Raw genomic sequence first — 23,256 nt, forward strand, 5'->3', positions numbered from 1 at the left:
AGAATAGCTTTTAGGTTGTCACTAAAAGCTATAATACTATCAAAATGAGTCAGAAAATGAATTAAACCGCTTAGAGTGAATTCTTATAATTATTCCTAATTATCACTATACCTAAGCCATTAGCTGCTGTATATTTGAACAGCATGGAAACTTAATTGAGAAGGTATAAATAATGGCTATCAACAAAGTTCAATTTCAAAAAGGCCTGAGTTTAAACGAGTTTCTCAAACAATATGGTACAGAAGAACAATGCTTTAATACCTTATACAAATTGCGATGGCCAGAAGGTTTTCAGTGCCCCAATTGTGGATACGACAAATGCTGTCAACTCACTACTAGAAAGCTTCAGCAGTGCTATAAATGTCACCAGCAAACATCTGTAACTGCAGGTACTATCTTTGAATCAACCAAATTACCATTAAAGACTTGGTTCCAAGGGATGTATTTGATCTCCCAAGACAAAAAAGGTATATCAGCCATAGAATTACATCGCCATTTAGGTATTTCCTATCAAGCTGCCTGGAGAATGAAACATAAGCTCATGAAAGTGATGCAAGAAAGAGAAGGCACCAAGCAATTGTCGGGTTTTATTGAAATTGATGATGCCTATCTTGGTGGTGAGCGTACAGGTTGCAAAAGAGGTAGGGGAGCAGATGGGAAAATACCTTTTGTAGCAGCCGTAGAAACAACAAAACAAGGTCAACCGACACGAATTAAACTGAGCATTTTAAAAGGGTTTAATAAAGAAGAGATAACGGCTTGGAGTAGGCAGAATTTGGCCAAGGGCAGTACCGTAATCTCCGATGGACTGGCCTGTTTTAATGGTGTCATAGAAGCAGGTTGTCTTCATGATAAAATTGTATGCGGTGGTGGTCGTGCATCAGTAGAGGAACCTGAATTTTATTGGGTTAACACCATCCTTGGAAACTTAAAAAGTGCTTTACGTAGTACTTATCATGCTATTCGCGCTAAATATGCACAACGTTATCTTGCTGAATTTCAGTATCGATTTAATCGAAGATTTAGCTTAGTAGAATTTATTCCTAGGCTAGCATTTGTAGCACTGAGAACACCTCCACTACCAGGTAAGCTACTAAATATAGCTTAGGTATGATGATAATTAGGTAATTATTTATATTCAGAGAAACATCTTACTTTGATGTCGGTAGTTCAGAATTACTGAAAAATCCCTCTACCTGGACCCAGGATTAATTTCGGGTCATACCAATGTTTAAGGGTTTTAATCAAGCGCCATTTGCGATTATAGTGTGCTTTCCAATCATCTGAGGTCATTGGGATACCGCCAACTGGATATTGAGCCCCACCAATAGCTTTTACTTGCTCATATAACTGTTTATTGGTTTGCATCAGTTCTAAAGCACGTTCATTGGTTGGTGGTGTGGCATTTCTCATCAGAGACAAATAAAAAAAGTAATGGCCTTTGGGAATTTGAAATAATGGACATTTAAAAGGGGGACAAGAGTATGCCGAAAGTAGAATAGGGCCACCACCCAAATCAGCTGGGTTTAAATTTAAGAGTGTATCAGAAATAAATGATTCAGCTTGAATACCAGGGACTAATAGAGGACACCAAGGGTGAGGATAGTACCAAGCACCTATTTTTTTTAATTGTTCAACAATAGGAGCTAGCCTATTTAAGTAAGCGAAAAAAGGTAAGCTCTGAATAATTGTAGTGTCTATATTGTAGCTGAGGTCATTTAATAAAATATCATCATCAGGCTCATTACCTGTTTCGAAGTATTTAGTGGTTTGCAAGCTGAATGTCCAGCCACCTGAATTATTAGGCTCTGCTCCTCCTTGAACGGTATCAAAGCGTTTATCAGTAATGAGCTGGAGATTGTCTTTCATAAAGAGTGACAAGTCATCGTAATAAAGCTGATAAAGTCTAACTTGAGAAGGAGCTGGCACAATTTTGAGACGAGCTTCAACAATAATACCAAACTGACCTAACCCTGATCGCAGGGAGTGAAATAATGAAGGGTTTCTGGTTGGTGAGCAGTTAATTAATTCACCTTTACCAGTAATTGCTGTCAATTCCAATACATTATCAGCTAATGTGCCAAATTGGAAAGACTGAGATCCAAAGCCGCCAACGGAAATAGTACCGCCGACAGTTAACTCGAGAAAATCTGGCACTGTGGGGAGAGTTTGTTTGCTAGTTAATGTGTGTTCTAATACAGTTAGCCAGCTAGCGCCTGCTTCAACTGAGACACTTGATGTATTAACTGTTTTAATGGCGGCTAAAGTGGCCATATCGATGACGACTCCTGCTTCAGCTTGGGTTTCACCTGTTGTAGAAAAGCCTTGGCCGCGAGCAGCGACATCAATCTGATGGTGCATGGCAAATTTAACCATTTTGCTAATGTCTTGCACTGAAGCAGGTTTTAGCACGGCTTTGGGGATATGATGAATGATATGGCCAAAGTCATCAGATGCTTTTTGCAGTGAATCGCTATCTGTAAGTAGTTCACCTTCAAAGTCGGGAAAATCCTTAGCCAATGTAATTGACTGGGTATTGAAAAGAGTATCTGCTGTTGCCCAGCTGCGTGTTTGTAAATTGAAGCCAATGATAACCCCTGCTGTGATGAATTCCTTAATGGCGCTTCTACGAGTGAGTGTTTTTGTCAACTGTATTCTCCTTAATTTATTCAACAACAGATTTATATAGTTAAAGTGAATAGTTTTTATACCCTAAAGGGTACAAGGGTGCGGCTGTCGAGTGATGAAGCCCCAATTTAATAAATGATTAGGGTGAAGAATGACGACAGCAAACCCTAAAAATCATTCGCGAAGAGTATACCAAGTCACTTTTAAGCTTTACTTAAATCTTGTTTGGATGGCAGGTTGCGAATCATTTCTTTAGCTGGGTGGTTTTTTCCCTTTTGTTTGAGTGCTTTCAGGGTTTTCAGAATACTCCAGGGCGTAGGGATGCTTGGAATATGTGCTAGCTCCCAGCGAATACCAGTAGGATCAGTAAAAAAGACGGCATAATAGCCTGGTGCATAGATTGGGTATTCAGCAGGAGTATCGGTGACAGTAACGCCTTCTTTTAATAGGAATTCGTCATAAAATTGATTGATTTCTTTTTTGCCTTTTCCCCATAAGGCAATATGGTGAATCCCGGTAGCGTGTTCATTAGGTGTTAATTTTGCACCTGCTTCTGCCGGTTGGATACCTATATAACTATGAGGGAATGGGTACCGAGCCACATAATAGGTAGAGCAATAACCCAAATTCATTGTCCAAAAACTGTTATACCCTAGCCAGCCAAACATTCGATCATAAAACTTTATTGATTCTTCATAATTAAGTACCGAAAACTCTACATGACTAATGCCTTTGAATCTCATGGTAATATCCTTACTAAAAACGTTCTATTCTCAGCATCATGCAGAGTGATAGAAAATGGGTTAATCCATAAACGTTGACATCTCCTTGCAGACGGTGGCAAAGGATTCAACAAAGTAATCAATTTCTTGTTTAGTGATAATGAGTGGTGGCTGTATCCGCATTACTGTAGAACTATTGGCGGTAACGAAGGTTAATATTTGATGATCATTACCCAGTTTTGTTACAAAACGCATACAAAACATTTCGGCTAATGATTTTTCCATTTCTTTGATGACTCCGGTCATATGAGACTTTAGTTCATCTGGTAAAAACTGGTAAGTACGGAACCAATCGCCAGGAAACCGGGTTGCTAATTCATGGGCACAAGCCTCTATAGCGCCTTCAAAGTTTTGTTTGAACTGGATACCAAGCATTAACCCTTTACCACGAATTTCAGATATAAAAGGATAAGTAGCTGCAATCTGCTCCAGTGATTGTTTTAAATAATTACCTAGGGATTCTGCGCGCTGTGCCAGTTTTTGCTCTACTATAGCATCAATTGCAGCGATTGCTGCAGTAGCTGCAAGGTTTCCACCGCCAAATGTTGATGTATGCAGTAAAAAACGGCCACTGGAACCATAAGCAGCATCCCACACATCTACTGTACTAAGTGTGGCGCCAATGGGAATTAATCCCCCTGAAAGGGATTTTGCTAGAATAAGTATATCTGGCGTGATGTTTTCCCATTCACCGGCAAATAGTTTACCTGTTCTGCCAAGTCCTGTTTGAATTTCGTCAACAATAAAAAGTGTTCCTGTTTTTTGGCAAATGGCTTGTGCTGCACTTAAATAACCTGGGGGGGGGACATGTACTCCCCCCTCACCTTGGATAGGTTCAACAATAAAAGCGGAGACGGTTTGAGAAGTTAATACTTCTGTTAAAGCATCAATATCGCCAAAAGGAACATTGATACAACCAGGTAATAAAGGTCGAAAGTGTTTACAGTGCTTTTCACGACCAGTAATGGATAAAGCTCCCAGTGTTTTGCCATGGTAGCTGTTGTCTGCATAAACCAACTGTGGACGCCCATTAGCTGCTTTAGCGAGTTTTATTGCTGCTTCAACAGCTTCTGCCCCAGAATTACTGAAAAAGACTCTTTTTAGTTGACCAGGGGCAATTTCACATAGCCGCTCAGCTAACAAAGAGGTTTGTTGAGGAATAGAAATATATTGAATGAAATTAGGTAATGAATTTTGTAAAAACTGTTGTGTTGTCTTAATGACTTCAGTGGGGTTATGGCCCAGGTTTAAACAACCGTAACCGGCAACCATATCAAGAAATTTTCGACTGTTGGTATCAGTAAGCGTACATTTTTCCGCATGTTCAAATACCCGATCACAATGTTGCATTTGGAGAAAATCAGCCATCATTGGGTTTATATGACTACGAAATCGATGCAAAGTTGCAGCGTGAGTATCAGTTTGGGTTGAGTTGAACGATGTTAAGTTGTCAAAGGGCTTTATGCCGATACTATTGTCAGCGAAGTGAGTTTGGTGAAACCGACGTAAGCTATAAACAGTTTCTTTACTTATGCGCTGACCATAAGACGCTAGCGGTAAAGTAGTGAAACCATGTTGTTCAGCAAGTTTACCAATTTCCAGTACTTTTTCTGGAGCTAAGGTACGACCAATAGAAAAGCATTCGGCCCGTTCTTCAAGTGCTAGAACCATTGTTTCAGCCAGGCAGCCATTCAGTTGTTGTTTTATACCTAAATGTAGTGACTCGCCGCCCAGTTTAATTTGTTCAGATGCTGTGACACAGCCACCGTCAATAAGCAAAATATCATTGCGTGATTGTTTGGGCTTTTTAACATCTCTTGGTAAGGCAATATCGACGACAATTGAGCCGGGTTGAAGCTGTTGTGGATCAATAATGTCGCCAGATGAAGTGGCAGTGGCATAAATTAAATTACGCCGATAACAGTCTTCAATCTTATCAGTTACTGTGATTTTTTCATGCCACTTTATTGGAATATCTTCTAAAATTTCTGATTTGTTGGCATCACGTGTCCTATGGACTAAGTCAAGCCGGCAACCTAGCATTAGTAGTAGTTTGGCTAGTGATAAACAAATTGAACCAGGATAACCTACAATGGCTATGCTTATTTCATCTGGCTTAAGCTGCAGCCAGTCTATTAGTTGACATATGACTTTATAGCCAGCATAGGTTGTAAGTGAATTACCACTTGTAACCGGTAATTTAGCCTGTTTAGCTGTTTCTAGACCACGTTTGCCTATAATGGAAGTAAACCCGCCCAGGCCTATTAAGCTGGCACCCATTCTTTCCATTGCAGATATGCCATCGAAAATACGTTGTTGTACAGTACGCGCTGACGCTAGCATTTCTTCAGCAGTCATTGGCAAATAATGTACAACACCTTCACAGGTAGCACCTGTAGCTGATTGAATTTGCCCAAAGTCAACAAAAGGAACCAAATTTCGGTGGCTCCATAACTGTCGGTCATAGCCACTATGTAAATCCTGTGTGGCTCTGTCGAACAAATCAAGCATTTTTACGTAGCGTTTGAGCTCGATAGATGTTGGGTGTGCAATAAATCCAAATTTCATCGTAGAACTACCTTTATGCTTCAATTAAAGAAGAGGGCTCTTGGGTAATGACTGATTCCCTTGTGGTCGCTTCGTCGCGTTGCCATCCAGTAGCTGTTGCTAGACTGAGTCCATCTCCCTCATTATTATGTGATACAACAACAGAAAATAGGTTAAGGCGACCTGGTTCTAGTAAAGCGCTGGCAAGCATTTGGTGGTCAAAGGTTTCTAATGTTTGTGATTTAACTTTTAAACCACAAATATTTTCTTCCCAGTCTGGTAGTTGAATATTCACTAGTCGCATTTGTCGAGAGGTTTTTTTAAAGAGAATTCTTTCCTGGTAAGTATTAATAACGGAATGGCCACCATTTAAAAAATAAAAAATAGTGATATTTTTTTTCAACTTGCCTGGATGAGCAAGAGCATTTTCTATCAAGCTTGGTAAAATATCAGGTACTACGCCCTTAGCACCATCACCAATAAATGCCAATATGTTGGTTGGGCAAGTATAAGCTATACCTAAAGTAGCTAATAAAGCGTCGCCCATTAATGCTCTACCATACCAGCCGGAAAAACCTCTTCTGGTTTTAGCCAAATTTCTTATTGCAGAGATCCCACAACGGCCAACATCAAAAAGCCCTGTATAATCATAGTGGTGTTCAATGATAAGTCGCTCAATTAAGCCATTTAATTTAGCAAAAAAGAAATTAGGGCTCATTGGTCGTTTGGGGAGTTTATTGATAACATCAGAGGGCGTATCAGATAATGAGGTAATGATACGATTGCGTTTAGTACGTAGTGAATCTGCAACAGCCAGATGTTTATCAACATATTCAAGAAAACTACGGTAATTCATTACTAATGGATAGTCAGTAAAAGGTGCAATATGCTCTTTTTTCTTTGTCAGCTGAACAATATTCAATTTTCTTTCCAGCCTGCCTTCAGGGAATGGAGTAGCAATCTGTGCAAGTTTGCTTTTTAAGAAGAACAGGCATTGCTCTGTAGTTGAGTTTAACTTGTTATTTGTATGAAGAAAATTGTAAACACGTGGTGTATAACCGTAAATGCTTAAAGTACCTAAATAATTTGGGTTACGCTTGCCTTGATAGAATTTAGGAACAACACCTGGGTAAGTCAGTGAGTCAACCAGTGCAATGCCGGCACGATCGGCAATGGAAAGGGTCAATTCCAATTCATCTTGTTCCATTGGCCCGCATTGCCATAATAATTTTTCTGGGCCCTGGTTAATAATATCCATTACAGCATCTAAATTAGCCTGAGTAGTTGAGTTGTATGAAGAAGTAAATTTGTTATCGGCTGGCTCAGGAAAGCTAAGATTTATATGATTAGTGGCATCGAGTACAGCTTGGGTTACTAGTAGTACTACTGGACCTTGTTCAGCATCATATAATTCTATCGCTGTTAATAAATCTTTTTGTACATTATCAATATTCTCCATGTATACATAGGGAATGCGATAGGCTGTTAAAACATCACGGGTATCTTCATCTTTTGAAATGGTACCTTGAAATGCAAACCATTGACTGGCTCTGTTTTCTGCACAAACAATAATACCTTTGGCTCTGGCTTCACGCAGGTTAGCTAGGGTTCCTTTAAACTCATCAATCATGCCGCTTGTAACGACAATGATGAAAGGCTTTTGATAAAGTTGCCAATTAGCCATAGCCCCACAGGCCAAACTATGTTCACTTGGTCCACGAAGGGTTGGAATATCATTCTGGCTAGTGAAAGACTCAATGTAGTTAATAAGTGATGAAACAATAGAACCAGTAAAATAAAAAAATAACCAGTTAAAGCCAGCTCTGCTGGATAACAGATTGACTAATTGTTCGCCCAACATATTATCATGCACACCCTTGATTACTGGTTTCACCCGGCGGTTTGCATAACTCATTTCGAAAAAATCCATCCATAAACAGATTAGCTCTGTTTGTAAAATAGGGCGCTCTGTGGGTAAGACACATTCGATGTAATGCATGGGCTGATAGCGTATTTTGCTGCTATTGGGATTCGTAAAAGCTGCTACAGAAAAAGAGGAATAATAGGAAGGAACATCTGATGCTTTTATTTGGCTATAGAAGTCAACAAGTTGTTGATCAATAATTTGTGGGGTTAATGCATCCGTTGCAGAAGAGCTGTAATCAATATATATCATACCTATTTGCAGTTGGCTGTTCTGTTGCTCAATAGGTGTATGAATAATTTTTGTCGCAGCACGAGCAAGCGAGTTTGCTTGGATTATCTTGACATGGATATGATCTTTCCGTTTATTCAGAAACTGAATCGCTTTAGTTTTGGCTTCATTATATACTGGATGAGGAGTAGATGGGATAACTTTATAATTAATATCTGCATCAATTGTAACATGCTGGATAACTTTCCCCTGCATGTCACTTAGTGCACTAAGTCCGGTTTCAAAAAAATAGTTACTTTCTGTAATGACAACAATCCCAATAGTAATATCCATATTATTTTCTGCCTATTGATGGGTTAGCCTGGTCTATACTCTTCGTGAATAATTTTATTTATACCCTAAAGGGCATAAATCGTCGCTCTTGACCACCAAGGAAGGTGGAAATGCAGTTAATGCGTGTCATCCTAGTCATTTATAAAAACATAAGCTTATAGGGCTTTATCACTCGACGGTCGCCCCCTTGTGCCAAAAACCATTTGCTTTGATTATATGCAGCTCTATAAATACCTTTTAGAAATTTTTAAACTCATGCACATCAGGGGGTGTTTTGATTTTTTTCTTCAATTCGAATAATTCCAGTATCCCCATCTAAATAAAGTAAATCACCTGTCTTTATTTGTTGCGTCGCAATCATGGTATTAACAACAGCAGGTATACCAAATTCTCTGGATACAATAGAGCTATGGGATAACATTGAGCCAATATCAGATATCACACCAGCTGCTAGAGCGAATAAAGGAGTCCAGGAAGCATCAGTAAACTTTGCCACCAGAATTTCACCTTGTTGAAAGGTTTCTGCTTGTTGATTTAAGTCTGTAATTACTCGTGCTCGCGCTAAAACTGTACCAGGACTTGCTCCAAATCCTTGAATACTACTATCATCTACTATGACAGACTGATTTGCTCTTTTGGGAGTGTAAGCACCAATTAAAGCCATTGGTGGTTCTTGGACACGTTGGTTTGCTAAATGGTCATGCCTATTTTGGTTAATCTTTTCTCTTGGAAAAGCGTCATCTGCTGATTTTCTACCAGCAATATAGTCACGTAAATCGTTAAAGTCGATGTAAGGTATATCATCTGACTTTAAAGTACCTTGTTTTTCTAAACGACTTGCTACTTCATAGATGATTTTACGATAGAACCAGGTTTCAGCAATATAAGTGGGACGAGTGGCTTCTCTTCGTTCAGCCATTTTGCCATAGGCTGCAATGACCAATTTTAGTTTTAACCTGGCTGTCCACGGGAGTTTTGATAAGAGTTGTCGAGTATCTGCTGCTCGTAGTTGGTTAACATGATCAAGCCGTGAATCAAGCTCTATCTCATTACTAAGATACATCCTAATTACCTGAAGAAGATAATTAGGGTCATCATTCCAGCGAGGAATGGTTAATTCGAATTCTTGATGACCTCTCGAACCAAAGTCCATTAAGAAGTTTGCAAATGTCTCATACCAAAATTTTCGACCTTTATTATCCTGCTTTAGCACCTCGGGTAAGTCAACAACGGGTGTATTAAGAAATAACTTGGTTAAATGAGGCGACTGTTTGACTTCGTTGGCTAAGTTTGCAATGCTTTTCGTCACTTCAATCGTTCTAAGACCATTCATTGAGGCCTTAATACGGTTCTGCAAACCATTAGCGGTGTCACCTAGCCACTTTTCACATGATTCCTTAAGTAAATCATATAAGGCAAATGATTGTAGAAAGAAAGGCATATAGGCTGCACAAGCCTCTAAAAAATACTTATCAATACGTTGCAATTCTTGATTTAAATCGGCTAGGTTCATTGAGCTTAAATCAAGTTTGTGAAAGCGTTGGGTTTCTTGTTTTCTTAATTCCACCATTTTTTTCACAATAGCACCTGCAGATGCCATATTTCTAATTTGACAGCCAAACCAGTAAAGACTGCTTTTTAGGTATTTTACACCACTCACAGGACTACCATAAGGATTTACATAGTGACTGAAGTCCACCGAATCTGTTGCGTAGCGGGTTGTAAACTTCATTGGATCATGGGTGGGTGGACACTGGGTAAGCAATTGTGCTGATGCTGATATATTCAAATACACATGACCTTGTATATAACCCATATAATGTTGTGAATGACCGATATCAAGTAACCCCATGGTTTTTACTGCAGGGCCATGAATATTATGTTGATAAAAGCGACAGAATGATAAACCAAGAGGAGACATTAACCCGGTGACGATTTCTCCGGTATCCATTCTGGAGAACATTGTATTGTTACGAATAAAGTCACTAGTTTCTGCAGTATCGGCATAAAGCTTTTTTGTTTGTTTTGCTGTGGTTACCGGTCTTGCTTGTAAAATCCAGATGTTGTCATCTTTTATTGCCCATTCAATGTCAAGCTCTTGATTATAATGTTGGCGTATTGCAAGAGCTTGTTTTGCTAGTCTTTGTACTTGTTCATCAGTAAGGGTTGGTTTTTCTATATTATTTTCAGGAACGTCGAGTAACTCTATTGCTCCTTGCTTAGAGTAACCCGACCTTACCAGTTTTTGACGAATAACACGGTGCGCTATTTTAAAGTTATCTTTAGTGACGACAAAAGTATCTGTTGTGACCTGACCAGAGACAACGCCTTCACCTAACCCCCAACACGCTTCAATGACAATACAACTGGTATCATCGTTAATGGGGTCAGTAGTAAACAGGACACCTGCAATATCTGCATCAACCATCTCCTGAATAACAACAGCAATCCCCCGATTTTTTAAGTCTTTCAGTGAAAAGTCCTGGGTATTAGTGACCTGGTAAGTGTGGGCTCTGTCAGTCCAAATTGATCCCCAGCAGCGTTTTACACAATCGGTAACGGATTGGTCACCTTCAATATGTAAATAGGTGTCGTATTGGCCTGCATAGGAGTTGGCGATACCATCTTCATTAGTTGCGGAGGATCGTATCGCAACCCGTTGACTACCAATTTTTTTATAAGCATCAATAATCTTGGTATGTAAAGATACAGGTAATGTTGTTTGTTGGATTTTATTACGAATTTCTGCACATGTATCAGCATCAATGGTATCTTGATTGCTAATCCAAGTATCAAGTCCTGATTCAGATAAAAAAGAGTGGTAAGCTGACACAGTGACACAATAGGCGGCTGGTACGGGAAAGCCGGCATTTATTAATTTACTTAATGAGCTTGCTTTACCACCTAATTGTTTACTGTTTTCACTATTACCTACAACTTCTATAAATTGAGGTTGGCTGTTCATTACCTTTATATCCAAATATATCAGTGAAAAAATACATCAAATAGCTTGTTTATTACTTAGAGATGAAGCTGAATACCATTGATCTAAATAGGCCTTGGTATCATTTGCAGTGTGTTGGCCGGAAAATACGGCTGATTCGAGATTGCCTATTCCAACACTATCCTGATTAGCAAAAAAAATCCCACCATAGGGTCGTGATGCCTGGTTAAATACTTCACTCTTAAGTTGCCCAATTTCAGCAGCTACTAACCCTTTATTCCAACGCCAAAGCTTAATATCGGTAATTAAATTTGCTGATACACCAGCTGCAGCTATAATATCACTTGCTTCTTGGTACGCTGATTTTTGTAGTTCAGTGAAACTTACCTTTTGTAGTTTTCCTTGATCATCAGGAAGAGCAACTGGCTTTAAAAGTGTGAATATGCCTGTTTGGCTTGAACAGCCGGGATCTTGCCAGTTTGCCACTATGCAAGCACCTGTGCGGCACCAACTATTTTGATAAAGCTGTTGTATAGAATCCTCTATTAAATAACCCCCAAAGTTTTCTGGCCAGACAGGTTGTTTAAGAAATACAGCTGCAACACAATAATCGTGATGTTTTATTTTTTTTATTGCTGTTTTTTGTTTCTCAGGTAAGTTGTTTACTGCACTGAGGGCGCTAAATTTAGGAGCAGCCCAAATCACTGCTTTTGTATGTACTTCATATAGTCGATTTTCTTGTTCATAGCGTACCAGATAACCTTTATTATCAGAAGTTATAGAAAGCACACTTGACTGACAGTGCTGCTGGTAGTTAGCTAATTTATTTAAGCGATTACCTAACCGTTGAGAGATAAAACCATTCCCACCAGGAAAAGCAACTAAGGTACCATAAAGGTAACCAACTAAGAAATAAAGTCCGACATAAGCTGAAACAGTTTTGCTAGATAAACATTCTACTCGAAGGGTCGTATCGATAGCATTAAGTACTAATGAGCTCAGTTTAATTTTTGGCAAAAGGGTTTTGGGAAGTTTAGCTTGAACTTGAGGGTTACAGAATAAATCATACAAAGAAATAGAGTCAAACAGTTCCATCTCAGCTCTTGTCCATTTACATCGCTCATGCCAAGGGACTTCAGGGTACTTTTCAGTCACTGTAAATTGTTTTAGATAGGAGAATAAAGGAGAAAATACTGGGTTACCTAAATGCTTGGAAGCAGCAATATAACGTTGTTGTTTAAATGTACCTGAGATTAGATTGCTTGTTAGTTTTAAAAGTGCTGGGTTTAATAAAGCTACTGGTTGTTTTAAAAATGATAGGGATATTTCCCCCAAACTATTGATTAACCGCTTTCTATCAAATAGTACGAGTGTATCTTGCTCTGTTTCCTGCCACTGGTTCCACAGTTCTAAATCAGTTAATAATTGACCTACATGGCTATCTAAAGAAGGCTTTTGAAAGCAAGTACCAGCAGTAGAGTAGCGCAAGCCATGGTAGTTATTTGAACAGGCATTTCCTCCTAATTGATCTGCTTTTTCTAGTAGTAGAATAGAACCAGTAATGTGCTTTTTTAGCTGCCATGCTGCAGTTAGTCCAGACAAACCTCCACCTACAATAACGACTTCATACGTTTTGGTATTTATTATTGGCTTATGATTAAGTTTTGGTAATGAGGTTGCCATAGACTCATATTGGCTGCTAGGAAATGTTGGAAAAACAACACTATTTCTATGGGAAGATATTCTGATTTTATTTGTCATTTGACGCTGCTTTGGATTAAATTTTATATTGGTTTTATCTGTTTTTAATGCTTCACTTGATCAGAGATGGTTTCACATAATCCAGTGAGGTTTGTTTATTTCGCTTATCGTTACATATCTAAGTTTATTTAGTCATCGTTTTTATAATTAGCTAATAATATATTTAGACTAAAGAGTTTGTAAATTTCTTTGTTTTTTATCTTTGAATGATGGTGTTAGCTGATTTAGTAATAAAATGAGAGCAATGAAAAATAAAACTCCATCTATTATAAATATTTGCCAATAGGCTTTATGTAAAATAGTTATGAAACAGATTAGCATTAGTATTTGTCCAATAATGGCTGCTTTTACCAGTGACTTGTTTATTAGTAATACTAGCCCTGAAGAAAATAATGCTATCCCAACAAAAATGTTGATAAATGCTGAGTTTAAATATAACCATTCACTGACCCCCTCAAGAATGGTATTTTGATTAGCTAGTAAGGCATTATGCAATACTTCACTCACATTCTCCAATTGGGGAAATGCTTTACCCAAGCCTGCTAATACATAGATAATTCCTACTATTTTCTGTAAAATCTTCATTTTTTCACGCTTTATAAATTTCATGGTGTTTTTGATGGTTTTAATAGGTGTTAAAGTAAAATAAGCTATATAAATCGATATTGAGATGATAATATCGTCATTACATAGCCCTGTTTACCGAAGTCCTATATGTCTGGCAATTAATTCTCTTTGTATGTCTGATGTACCAGAAAAAATACGAGCAGGTAAGGCATCAAGTAATAATTTATCGATCCCAACTTCTTTAGACACTCCCATCCCACCAAAAATTTGAATAGCATCCAAGCCTGTTTGTACTGCATTTTCTGATATCCATAATTTACTGAGAGCAACATCTAACTCATTAGGTTTTCCTTGATCTGCTTGCCAGCCTACTTTATAGAGTAATAAACGGGATGTTTCTAAACGAACTTTAATATCAACAATACGGTTAGATATCGCTTGATTATGGCCAATAGGTTTACCAAACTGTTTTCGCTCTTTGGAAAAAACGATACATTGGTTAAGTACTCGTTCCATTGCACCCACATAAGCAGCGAATAAGCAACTGCGCTCCCATATCATTGACTCGTGGAATATTGCTGCTCCTGTTCCTATAGAGCCTAGTAGCTGGTTTGATGGGACCTTACAGTCGTTTAGATAAATATCAGCCCAAGGAGTTGTAGCGAGCCCTGTTTTTTGCCTGTTAGAACTAACCTGTAAACCAGGAGTATTGCGGTCAATGATAAAACAGCTAACGCCTAAGAATGAATGAGAAGTATCTGTTTTGGCATATACTAGAAATAAGTCTGCAACAGGAGCATTAGTGATAAAACATTTTTCACCGTTTAAATAAAAGTAATCACCTTTAGCTGAAGGTATTGCTGTAGTATTCATACTATAAACATCTGATCCAGAGCCAGGCTCTGTAATTGCATTTGCTGCAATTAATTTTCCTTGAGCTAAATCAGTAAGATACTTTTCCTTCAGATACTCTGAGCCATGTTTCCAAAGAGGCACTGTAGAGGCGAACATATGTGCACATAATGAGAATATGAGTCCCATATCTATACAGGTTTTACCAAATGTTTCTACCATGAGCATGGTATCTAAGACATTTAAGCCGGAGCCACCCCATTGCTCAGGAATAGGCAATCCTGTAAAACCAAACTCTGCAGCTTGTTTCCAATTTTTTTCATTAAAATCAGAGCTACTAATAGATTGTACGTTTATTGATCCAAACGTTTTTTCTGAAAACTTAACAACACTCTCTATGTAAGCTTGTTGTTCACTGGTTAACCCTAAATCCATTTAAACACCTTTTCTGTAGGTTGGTTTATAATCCCTAACCTGTTGTAATATGATTTACTAGGTACTCAATGACTTATCGTTATGGTTATAACATGATTATGTCTTTAATGATAAGGATAGAAAGCTGTCCCAAAGTACAGGTTGATTTAAATGCTTTGAATATAGGAGTATAAAATTATCAGTTGTTATTCTAGGGATGTTATCAGATTTGTTCAAGGTTCACTAAAAAATATATTAATAAGCATGGTGGATGGAAATTATGATTGTAGATCAAGTGGTAATTGATCAAAATATAATAAAGCAAAAAATAAAAAGTTATATTTGTTCTTTAAGAGATATTGGTGGTATTAAATTAGATGACGATTTACCATTACTTAAACTAAATATACTTGACTCAATATCGCTTTTTGAACTTATAGCTTATTTACAGCAGGAATTTGGTATGCTTATTCCAATGGAAAGTATAAAGCCAGAAAACTTTCATTCAATATCAGCAATTTGCCATATGGTACAGGATTATCTTGAACAATAAATTTAAATATATACTGTTGATCATGATATATAAATTTTTTTCCTGAAGCGAAACATTACAACGTTACTGGAGTTGTGAATGGATAATTCAATTTCTGAACAATATGTCATAAACATACTGGTAAAGCATACTGGCTATGATAAGTCCACTCTAGCTCTGGATTCAGAGTTGGAAGCTCAGTTAGGAATTGATTCGATTACTTTACATGGTGTGTTAACAGAAATAGATAAAACCCTTAATTCAAAGTTGATTTCAAATATCCATAATTGTGTTGTAGTAAGTGATATTATTGATGGCGTACTGCCATTTTCAGATAAGATACCCCAATTATCAACAGTTAACAGCTCTAGAAATACCCAATCTACTGTTACAGAGAATAATGTTACAGAAAATGCTAGCCAGGATTCCACCAATTCTTGGTACCAGAAAATTGCTCAAGCATTTGATCTTTCATTAAGTGGAGACCAATATTTAGCAAGTCGTTTAACAGCTCATGAATGTGACCAAATCAAAAGTTATGCAGTTAAACTTGCAAAAGGGAAGTCAACAATTAGTATTGATGACTGCCAGTCTCTAGATGACATTACCGCCTTTATGAAAATAGTTGTTGGTGAACCAAAGCCAATAACTGAAAATATTGAACAATTAACCATGAAGGATTTTCATGAATATCGAAGTCCTGATTTATTTGCTAAAGCACACCGATTTAATGACTTTTATCAAGCCAAGACTACAGATGGTAGTTATTGGTATGGAATGCCAATGCTGAGTCGTAGTAATGGACGCGTTTTAATTTATGATGAAATCAGGCAAGAGAAACGCGAATTTATTATGATGGCTTCAAATAATTATTTAGGATTAGCAAACCACCCTAAAGTACTTGAAGCAATTGAAACCACTGTTCGTAAATACGGTGCTACCCATACAGGTAGTCGTATTATTGGGGGCACAAACCATCTTCATAAAGAGTTAGAACAACGCTTAGCAGATTTTAAAGGTACTGAAGATGCTATTGTTTTTCCTTCAGGTTACTCTGCAAATGTTGGGACTATCTCTGCTTTAGTTAGAAAATACGACGCTATAATAGTTGATAAGCTTAATCACATGTCCATTATGGATGGGGCAAAGTTATCTGGTGGAGCCGTTAAAATTTATCGTCATAATGACATGGGGCACTTAGAAACAGTATTGAGTGATCATTGTAAGGATATTGAAGGCAAACTTATTGTTATTGACGGTGTTTTCAGTATGCACGGTAATCTTTGTGATTTACCAAATATCGTACGTCTTGCCAAGCAATATAATGCTAAAGTAATGGTAGATGATGCCCATGCAACAGGTGTGCTTGGTGAAACTGGTAGTGGCACTGCAGAACATTTTGGATTAAAAGGTCAGATTGATTTAGAGTTAGGGACATTTAGTAAAGCACTATCAGGGGTTGGTGGTTTTGTTTGTGGGTGTTCAGAAGTCATTCAGTACTTACGTTTTTTTGCTAATGCTTATGTTTTTGCTGCAACCATTCCTGCCCATGTGGCTGCTGGTTTAATTGCATCACTAGAGGTGATGCAGTCAGAACCTGAGCGGTTACAACAATTATGGAAAAATATTAATTATTTCAAAGCAGAGCTTAATAGACTTGGGTTTGATACAGAGCATAGTGAAAGTGCTGTTATTCCTATTGTGATTAAAGATCAAAAGCTTACCCTAGCATTTGGGAAAAAAGTGCGTGAAGCAGGTGTTTATTGCCAAACAGTTGTTTATCCAGGAGTAAGTAATGGAGATGAACGCTTAAGAATTAGTATTAGTTCTGAACATTCAGATGTTGATTTAAATCAAGCGTTAGATGTATTTGCAACAGCAGGTCGTGACCTTGGTATTATTCATTAAATTTTTCGTAACTATATTATTACTGGAGTAATTATGTTAATAATCCATAAAATAAAATTAAAAGATGGGGTGACATCGCTGGATTTTGAAAATTGGGTTAAAGAAAAAGATTATATAGCTTGTAGTTCTCTCAAAGGAGTTAACCGTTTTGCGGTACATCGTGTTCAGGGAAATTCTGATGGAGTTGACTATGTCGAAATAATTTTTGTAAATAATCTAAATCGTTTTGAACAAGATATGCAAACAACATTATTTAAATCTTTAGAAAATGATTTTTTTGCTTTGGCGGTGGTGGTTGAAGAAGTTAAACTAGATTTAGTATCGCCAGGTTATAATTGGATTTAATTGAATTAAAATTTTATATTCTTAATTTTAAATTTAATCAGTCTCTATAGGAAAATAATAGTTGATTGATGAAATTTCAGGCTGTGTATATCAATGAAGAAAGGAATAAAAGAAACTTTCCATAATCATTTGATGGACTGTGTCGATATTGCTAAGTGGTCTCCTTCATCGCATAATAGTCAGCCTTGGTTCTGTCTATTAGTAGAAGGTGATGCTCATAAAAAACAGCTGTTTAAGTTAGAGGTAAGTAATTCATTTCTGGAAGAGCCTGGCTATCATGTGATTTTATTAGGAGTAGATCGCAAACGCTGTTTGAAAAGTCTGATGGCGCACCAGCATGAAATGTATTTATCATTAGGCGCTTTCTGTCAAGTTTTACTGCGTTTATTACATCTGACTGGTTGTTTAATTGTAGAAAAACAATATTATGAAAAAACACCATTGCTGACTTGGGTTGATGATACTAAAGAACCCAGGTTAGCAGTGATTGTTAAGTTCAATCCTGACATATCAAAAAAATCAGAGCAATTTACTTTACAGTCATTGTATACTCGTTTCGTTGATTTAGTAAGGGCTCGAAAAACTAATCGGGGGCATTATTTACCACTGTCTTTTCAAGATTTGAATATTAATAATGAAAATGTCTTACAATATGCCAAGCTATATGATCAACAAAATAATCAGATAATTAATTTTAATCAATCCTGGCAGATTCGAACAATTACTGATTTAGTGGAGCAATATGCAGGGTTAGATTTTAAACACAACCAAGCCTGGTCAGAAACTTATCGGTATATCCATTTTTTATCTACTAACAAGCCTGTTGGGTTTTCTATTGAAAGTTTATTTGGGCCTTGTAGTTTCATTCGACGATTAGGGTTGGCTATTTTATTTAACCCAGTTGTCATTTTTATTCTGAATTATTTTAGTTTTCATCAACACATTGCTAATCAAATGGCGGCACTGGTAAAAAATGGTAACTTGTGTGTTGGTATTGTTATTGATGATAATCCCTCCGTCAAACAAACAATTATAGCTGGTGCTAGTGTGGTTGATAGTTGGTTAGCTGCAACAGCAAATGGCTTATCATATCACCCATTAAGTATTTTACTGCAACATGATCATGTACGTAAGCAGATGGAAAAGCGTTTGGGGATTAAAGGGCAACTTGTTTTTATTGCTCGAGTAGGCCTGGCAACATCATCCTTTCAAAATACGTCGCGAGTTGCAAAAAATCAGTTGCTTATCAAAGATACTATTTAGTCGAATTATATAAAACATGGTCAATACTGTTATGCAAAATTTTACCTCTCTTCGTGATTTAGTTTCGATAGGGATTAACCATAATCAACAGCGGCCTGCATTAATTAGTAATGGTACCAAATTAAACTATCAGGAGTATGGTCAGGCGATCAATCAAATGATAGTAGAATTACAAAAAAATGGATTGCGAAAAGGGGATAGAGTTGCTATTGCTTTACCTAAATCAGTAGAGTCATTGATTGCTGTAATGGCTGCTATTCAATTGGGTGCTGTTTATGTTCCTATTGATATTTCACAACCTGGATCTAGAGCTATTTATATAATTGATAATTGTCAGTGCAAGCTGGTGGTAACATCCTCGGAGTGGTTAAAAAAAGTTAATAAGGAAAGTAAATTAGATAACAGCTTAAAGTGGTTAGAAGTTTGTTACGAAAAATTATCAGTAAATCAACGAGAAAATTTTATAGTAAGTTGTAATGTAAATATTGTACCTGATGATTTGTTGTGTATTTTATATACATCAGGATCAACAGGAAATCCAAAAGGTGTTAAGATTACCCATCGCAACTTACTCAATTTCATTAACTGGGCACTTACTACCTTTAAGGTAAATGAACAAGATGTGTTTGCCTGGCATGCAAAACTTAATTTTGATATTTCAACATTTGATATTTTTGTATCGTTGGCCGTAGGGGCAAGTCTCGTTGTATTCGATGAGTTGGCGATGACTAATCCTTATGATTTAGCGGAAAAAATTAGTCAGCATAAGATAACAGTTTGGTATTCAGTACCCTCAATTTTACAATTAATGGTTAAAACAAATGTAATTCAATATTTTGACTGTCATTCATTAAGGTGGATATTATTTGCTGGGGAAGTTTTCCCTCCTAAGTCATTAAGACAGCTTACTATAGCGTTGCCACAAGCAAGTTTCTTTAATTTATATGGTCCTACTGAAACTAATGTTTGTACTTGTTTTTCTGTCAATGTAGAAGAGTTAGATGAAACAAAACCATTACCGATAGGTTTTTGTTTACCAAATGTTGTTGCAGAAGTCTATGATGAATGGGGAAATCGAATGGAAGAGGGAGAAAAAGGCGAGTTAGTGATTAGTGGCCCTTGTGTGACACCAGGATATTGGCAAATTAATGACCTTATTCATACCCGACGACATGCTAATAATTGTCACTATACAGGTGATTTGGTACATCAAATAGGTGGTTGTTTTTATTATCATGGTCGTCTGGATAATATGATAAAAATTAATGGTCATCGTGTTGAGTTAGAAGAAATTGAGCATGTGGTCAGTCAATTTGATGAAATAATCGAAGTAGCTGTTGTGGCACTTAATAAAGAAGAAACACTACAGTTAATTATTTGTTATAAGTCAGAATCTGACCCTATTGACTTAATTGTCTTAAAACAACACTGTGCTCAATATTTACCTAAATATATGATTCCCCATAAAGCAGTAAAAGTGAATCAAATACCTTTGAACCATAATGGAAAAATAGATAGACGTTGCCTGGTTACACTATTATCTCAGCCAGAACAAAGATCAGCAGCTACAACTATTGCTTTGGAGGTGTAATGGCTACTGAGCCTATTGCTATTGTTGGTATTGCTGGTTGCTACGCTGGTTACAGGAGCCTTCCTGAGTGGTGGCAGGCAATAGGAGTGACTACAAAACCAGATTCCTCACAATCTATTTTTAAATTATCGCCAGTTGATTTACCTGGGCTAATTAAGCAATTTCGAATTCCCCCTATCTATCTTAATACTTTACCTGATGTTTTATTGCGTGTATTAGCTGTAGTTGAGGATGCTATTTTGCATGCTGAAAAAGGAGGACCAATTGATACTCACTATAGTGATGTTTACTTTGCTGGGGGACAGCCATTTGCCAATGTATGTTTGAATGCCTTACGAATAAATGCAGTAGAATTTGCCGCAACATTACCGCCTGCAGAGCGTCATTTGTTTATGGAGGCAGTTGCAAGTTTGCCGACAAATTTTAACGATAAGTTGTACGAGTTGTCAGCATCTATTGCGAGTCAAATAGCAGCTCAGTTTAAGTTTCAAGGCCGGACAATTTCTTTTGATGGTAGTGATTTATCATCAATTTGGGCATTAGAGGCGGCGATTAATAATTTACGTGCGCATCAGACCAATTTAGCTTTAGTATGTGCAGGCCAACTATATGACTCACCTTTAATACCCAGTTTGTTGGCGCAGGCAAGATTAACTGATGATAACCAATTGAAATTAGGGGAGGGGATTGGGGCATTGGTGTTAATGCGTCAAAGTGATGCAATTAAACAACAGCGACCTATTTTAGCAGCATTAACAGGTATGAGTGTTTGGCAACAACCAGGGAAAGGTGTATTTCGATATAATGTACAACAGTCTCAACAAGTAAAAGTGATTAGGAGAGCTTTAGCACAAAGTGATAAGCTGTCACTAAAAGCAGTAAAGCATGTTCTGTTGAGTAGCATACCAGCTAATTGGCAAGAAGAGTCTCAGGTATTATCTACGATTTACCAACAATCCTTACAACCAGTTAGTTATGCATCAACTGTTGCATCAATTGGTCATACTTTTGCCTGTGCTCCCATAGCGGCAATCAGCTATGCTGTACAGGCAATGCAACATGAGCAATGGCCTGCCATCAATCCTTTGAAGAAAGATGCAGCAATGCAGTGGCAGAATGAGCCTGTTATGGCTGTGGGAATAAATACGATAGGTATTGGTGGTGCCTGCGCCCATTTACTATTGGAAGCCCATAAATCTGTTCAGTCAGTCTCTGTAGCAACCCCCAGCTTTTCTCCAATCGCTGTTGTGGGAGTAGGAGTTAATTTTGCCTTAGGTAACTCCATTGATCAATTTTGGCATAATAACTTGCAAGGTAAAAATACTTTGCAACCAGTAACGGAAGATACTTTAGATGGTAGTTTGTTAACTAAAGATGGACATTATGATGTTAATCGAAGTTATACGGCACTAGCTTCTCAAATTAAGCTACCCAATATGACGTGTCCTGTTGGTGTGTTACCCCATCGTTGGTTGGCACTGGACCCTGCCCAAAAGTTGGCAATTTGGTTGACTCAGCAAGCTGTTCAGGATTGGCAATCTAATCAAGCAGCTTTGAGTAAGAAAAAGCCTCATATGGGTGTTTATTGGGGCACTAACCAGATTAATCAAACAGCGCGGGAGCATGGTGCAAGTTGTTATAATCAATGGCAATTTTCAAAATTATTGGATCAACTAAAGGTTCCTAAGGCATTACAACAACAATGGCAACGTTGGCTTGTAAAACAATTAGGGGAATCAAACCAGTTTACTTTTGATAGCACTTTAGCTACCGGGATTGCATTAGCTACATTGCAGCTTTTTGATTTTGCAGGAAAGGCAACAGCTGTTCAAGCTGCTTGTGCATCCTCCTTAGCAGCACTTGAACTCGCTTGTCGAGCGTTACAGCAGGGAGAGATTGATGTGGCATTGGCTGGTGGGATAGAGTTAGGAGTAAATCGTTATGAGCTTGTTTTGTGTTCGAGAATGCAACTACTGTCTCCTAGTATCATTACTCCATTTGATGTTCAAGCCGATGGATTTTCAGTTGGTGAAGGTGGAGCATTATTTGTTTTAAAACGACTTGATGACAGTATTCGGGATGGTGATCGAATTTATGGCGTGATTCGGGGTATTGGTGCTTCTAATGATGCTGTTTCTATGATGGCTCCATCGGATCAAGGGCAGGCGCTAGCAATAGAAAGAGCATTTCGTCAGGTAGACTTTTTACCAAGTGAAGTTGAGTATATTGAAATGCATGGTACTGGAACGACTAAAGGCGACGTCATTGAAACCAGAGCATTGTCTAATAGTTATGGTGTTTATAAACGCCAAAGCCCACTTTATTTAGCTTCAGTAAAATCCATGATTGGTCATACCATGGCAGCAGCTGGTGCAGCAGGCTTTTTGCGAGCTTTATTGGCGGTTTATCATGGCACAATTCCTTTTACGATTAATATTTCTCAGCAGAACCCAGCCTTGGTATTAGCAGAAAATCTACAAGCTGTTATACCCACTCAGCCACGCCCTTGGCATAACTTGCAACTACCAAGAAGAGCCGGGGTAAATGCTTTTGGTACGGGAGGGATTAACTATCACTTGTTGGTTGAACAGTACCTATAAATAATTAATTATGTTCATAGGGAATAGTATTGAT

The 23,256-nt window shown here is 37.7% G+C and carries 15 protein-coding genes; 7 read left to right on the forward strand and 8 right to left on the reverse strand.

Annotated features, from left to right (window positions below; genetic code table 11):
• The first annotated feature begins 172 nt into the window (after positions 1 to 172).
• Entirely contained in the window at positions 173 to 1,108 is a 936-nt protein-coding gene (locus G4Y78_RS11370) for an IS1595 family transposase (protein ID WP_163830705.1), read from the forward strand.
• A 68-nt stretch (positions 1,109 to 1,176) separates the two neighbouring features.
• Here G4Y78_RS11370 and G4Y78_RS11375 read toward each other — a convergent pair whose 3' ends face one another.
• The 8 genes from G4Y78_RS11375 to G4Y78_RS11410 form a co-directional block, all read right to left on the reverse strand.
• The gene (locus G4Y78_RS11375) at positions 1,177 to 2,649 is read right to left on the reverse strand and encodes an FAD-binding protein (protein ID WP_163833136.1); all 1,473 of its coding nucleotides are present in this window, start codon (positions 2,647 to 2,649) and stop codon (positions 1,177 to 1,179) included.
• A gap of 182 nt (positions 2,650 to 2,831) precedes the next feature.
• Positions 2,832 to 3,371 (reverse strand): VOC family protein, encoded by a 540-nt coding sequence (locus G4Y78_RS11380; protein WP_163833137.1) that lies wholly within the window; start codon positions 3,369 to 3,371, stop codon positions 2,832 to 2,834.
• A gap of 60 nt (positions 3,372 to 3,431) precedes the next feature.
• Positions 3,432 to 5,978 carry an aminotransferase class III-fold pyridoxal phosphate-dependent enzyme gene (locus tag G4Y78_RS11385; RefSeq protein ID WP_163833138.1) on the reverse strand — a complete coding sequence of 849 codons (2,547 nt, stop codon included), beginning with the start codon at positions 5,976 to 5,978 and terminating at the stop codon, positions 3,432 to 3,434.
• A 13-nt stretch (positions 5,979 to 5,991) separates the two neighbouring features.
• A complete protein-coding gene (locus tag G4Y78_RS11390; protein ID WP_163833139.1) occupies positions 5,992 to 8,445 on the reverse strand; it encodes a thiamine pyrophosphate-dependent enzyme in 2,454 nt (817 codons plus the stop codon).
• A gap of 262 nt (positions 8,446 to 8,707) precedes the next feature.
• The gene (locus G4Y78_RS11395) at positions 8,708 to 11,410 is read right to left on the reverse strand and encodes a PEP/pyruvate-binding domain-containing protein (RefSeq protein WP_163833140.1); all 2,703 of its coding nucleotides are present in this window, start codon (positions 11,408 to 11,410) and stop codon (positions 8,708 to 8,710) included.
• Between the two features lie 36 nt (positions 11,411 to 11,446).
• Entirely contained in the window at positions 11,447 to 13,150 is a 1,704-nt protein-coding gene (locus G4Y78_RS11400; RefSeq protein ID WP_163833141.1) for an NAD(P)/FAD-dependent oxidoreductase, read from the reverse strand.
• Positions 13,151 to 13,318: 168 nt separating this feature from the next.
• Entirely contained in the window at positions 13,319 to 13,735 is a 417-nt protein-coding gene (locus G4Y78_RS11405) for a DUF6041 domain-containing protein (RefSeq protein WP_163833142.1), read from the reverse strand.
• A gap of 114 nt (positions 13,736 to 13,849) precedes the next feature.
• Entirely contained in the window at positions 13,850 to 15,004 is a 1,155-nt protein-coding gene (locus G4Y78_RS11410) for an acyl-CoA dehydrogenase family protein (RefSeq protein ID WP_163833143.1), read from the reverse strand.
• Between the two features lie 259 nt (positions 15,005 to 15,263).
• Between G4Y78_RS11410 and G4Y78_RS11415 the strand changes: the two genes are divergently transcribed.
• From G4Y78_RS11415 to G4Y78_RS11440, 6 genes are all read left to right on the forward strand, one after another.
• Positions 15,264 to 15,536 carry an acyl carrier protein gene (locus G4Y78_RS11415; protein WP_163833144.1) on the forward strand — a complete coding sequence of 91 codons (273 nt, stop codon included), beginning with the start codon at positions 15,264 to 15,266 and terminating at the stop codon, positions 15,534 to 15,536.
• Between the two features lie 78 nt (positions 15,537 to 15,614).
• The gene (locus tag G4Y78_RS11420; RefSeq protein WP_163833145.1) at positions 15,615 to 17,423 is read left to right on the forward strand and encodes an aminotransferase class I/II-fold pyridoxal phosphate-dependent enzyme; all 1,809 of its coding nucleotides are present in this window, start codon (positions 15,615 to 15,617) and stop codon (positions 17,421 to 17,423) included.
• 33 nt (positions 17,424 to 17,456) lie between these two features.
• Positions 17,457 to 17,768, forward strand: coding sequence for a RedY protein (locus G4Y78_RS11425; protein ID WP_222937688.1), 312 nt, complete (start codon positions 17,457 to 17,459; stop codon positions 17,766 to 17,768).
• 93 nt (positions 17,769 to 17,861) lie between these two features.
• Complete coding sequence (locus tag G4Y78_RS11430; protein WP_163833146.1) at positions 17,862 to 19,031, forward strand: nitroreductase family protein; 1,170 nt, start codon at positions 17,862 to 17,864, stop codon at positions 19,029 to 19,031.
• Between the two features lie 31 nt (positions 19,032 to 19,062).
• Positions 19,063 to 20,622 carry an amino acid adenylation domain-containing protein gene (locus G4Y78_RS11435; RefSeq protein ID WP_163833147.1) on the forward strand — a complete coding sequence of 520 codons (1,560 nt, stop codon included), beginning with the start codon at positions 19,063 to 19,065 and terminating at the stop codon, positions 20,620 to 20,622.
• The gene (locus tag G4Y78_RS11440) at positions 20,622 to 23,222 is read left to right on the forward strand and encodes a polyketide synthase (protein ID WP_163833148.1); all 2,601 of its coding nucleotides are present in this window, start codon (positions 20,622 to 20,624) and stop codon (positions 23,220 to 23,222) included. The genes G4Y78_RS11435 and G4Y78_RS11440 overlap by 1 nt, the downstream gene beginning before the upstream one ends.
• Positions 23,223 to 23,256: the final 34 nt, after the last annotated feature.

It is taken from the genome of Spartinivicinus ruber, from assembly GCF_011009015.1.
Lineage (GTDB): Bacteria > Pseudomonadota > Gammaproteobacteria > Pseudomonadales > Zooshikellaceae > Spartinivicinus > Spartinivicinus ruber.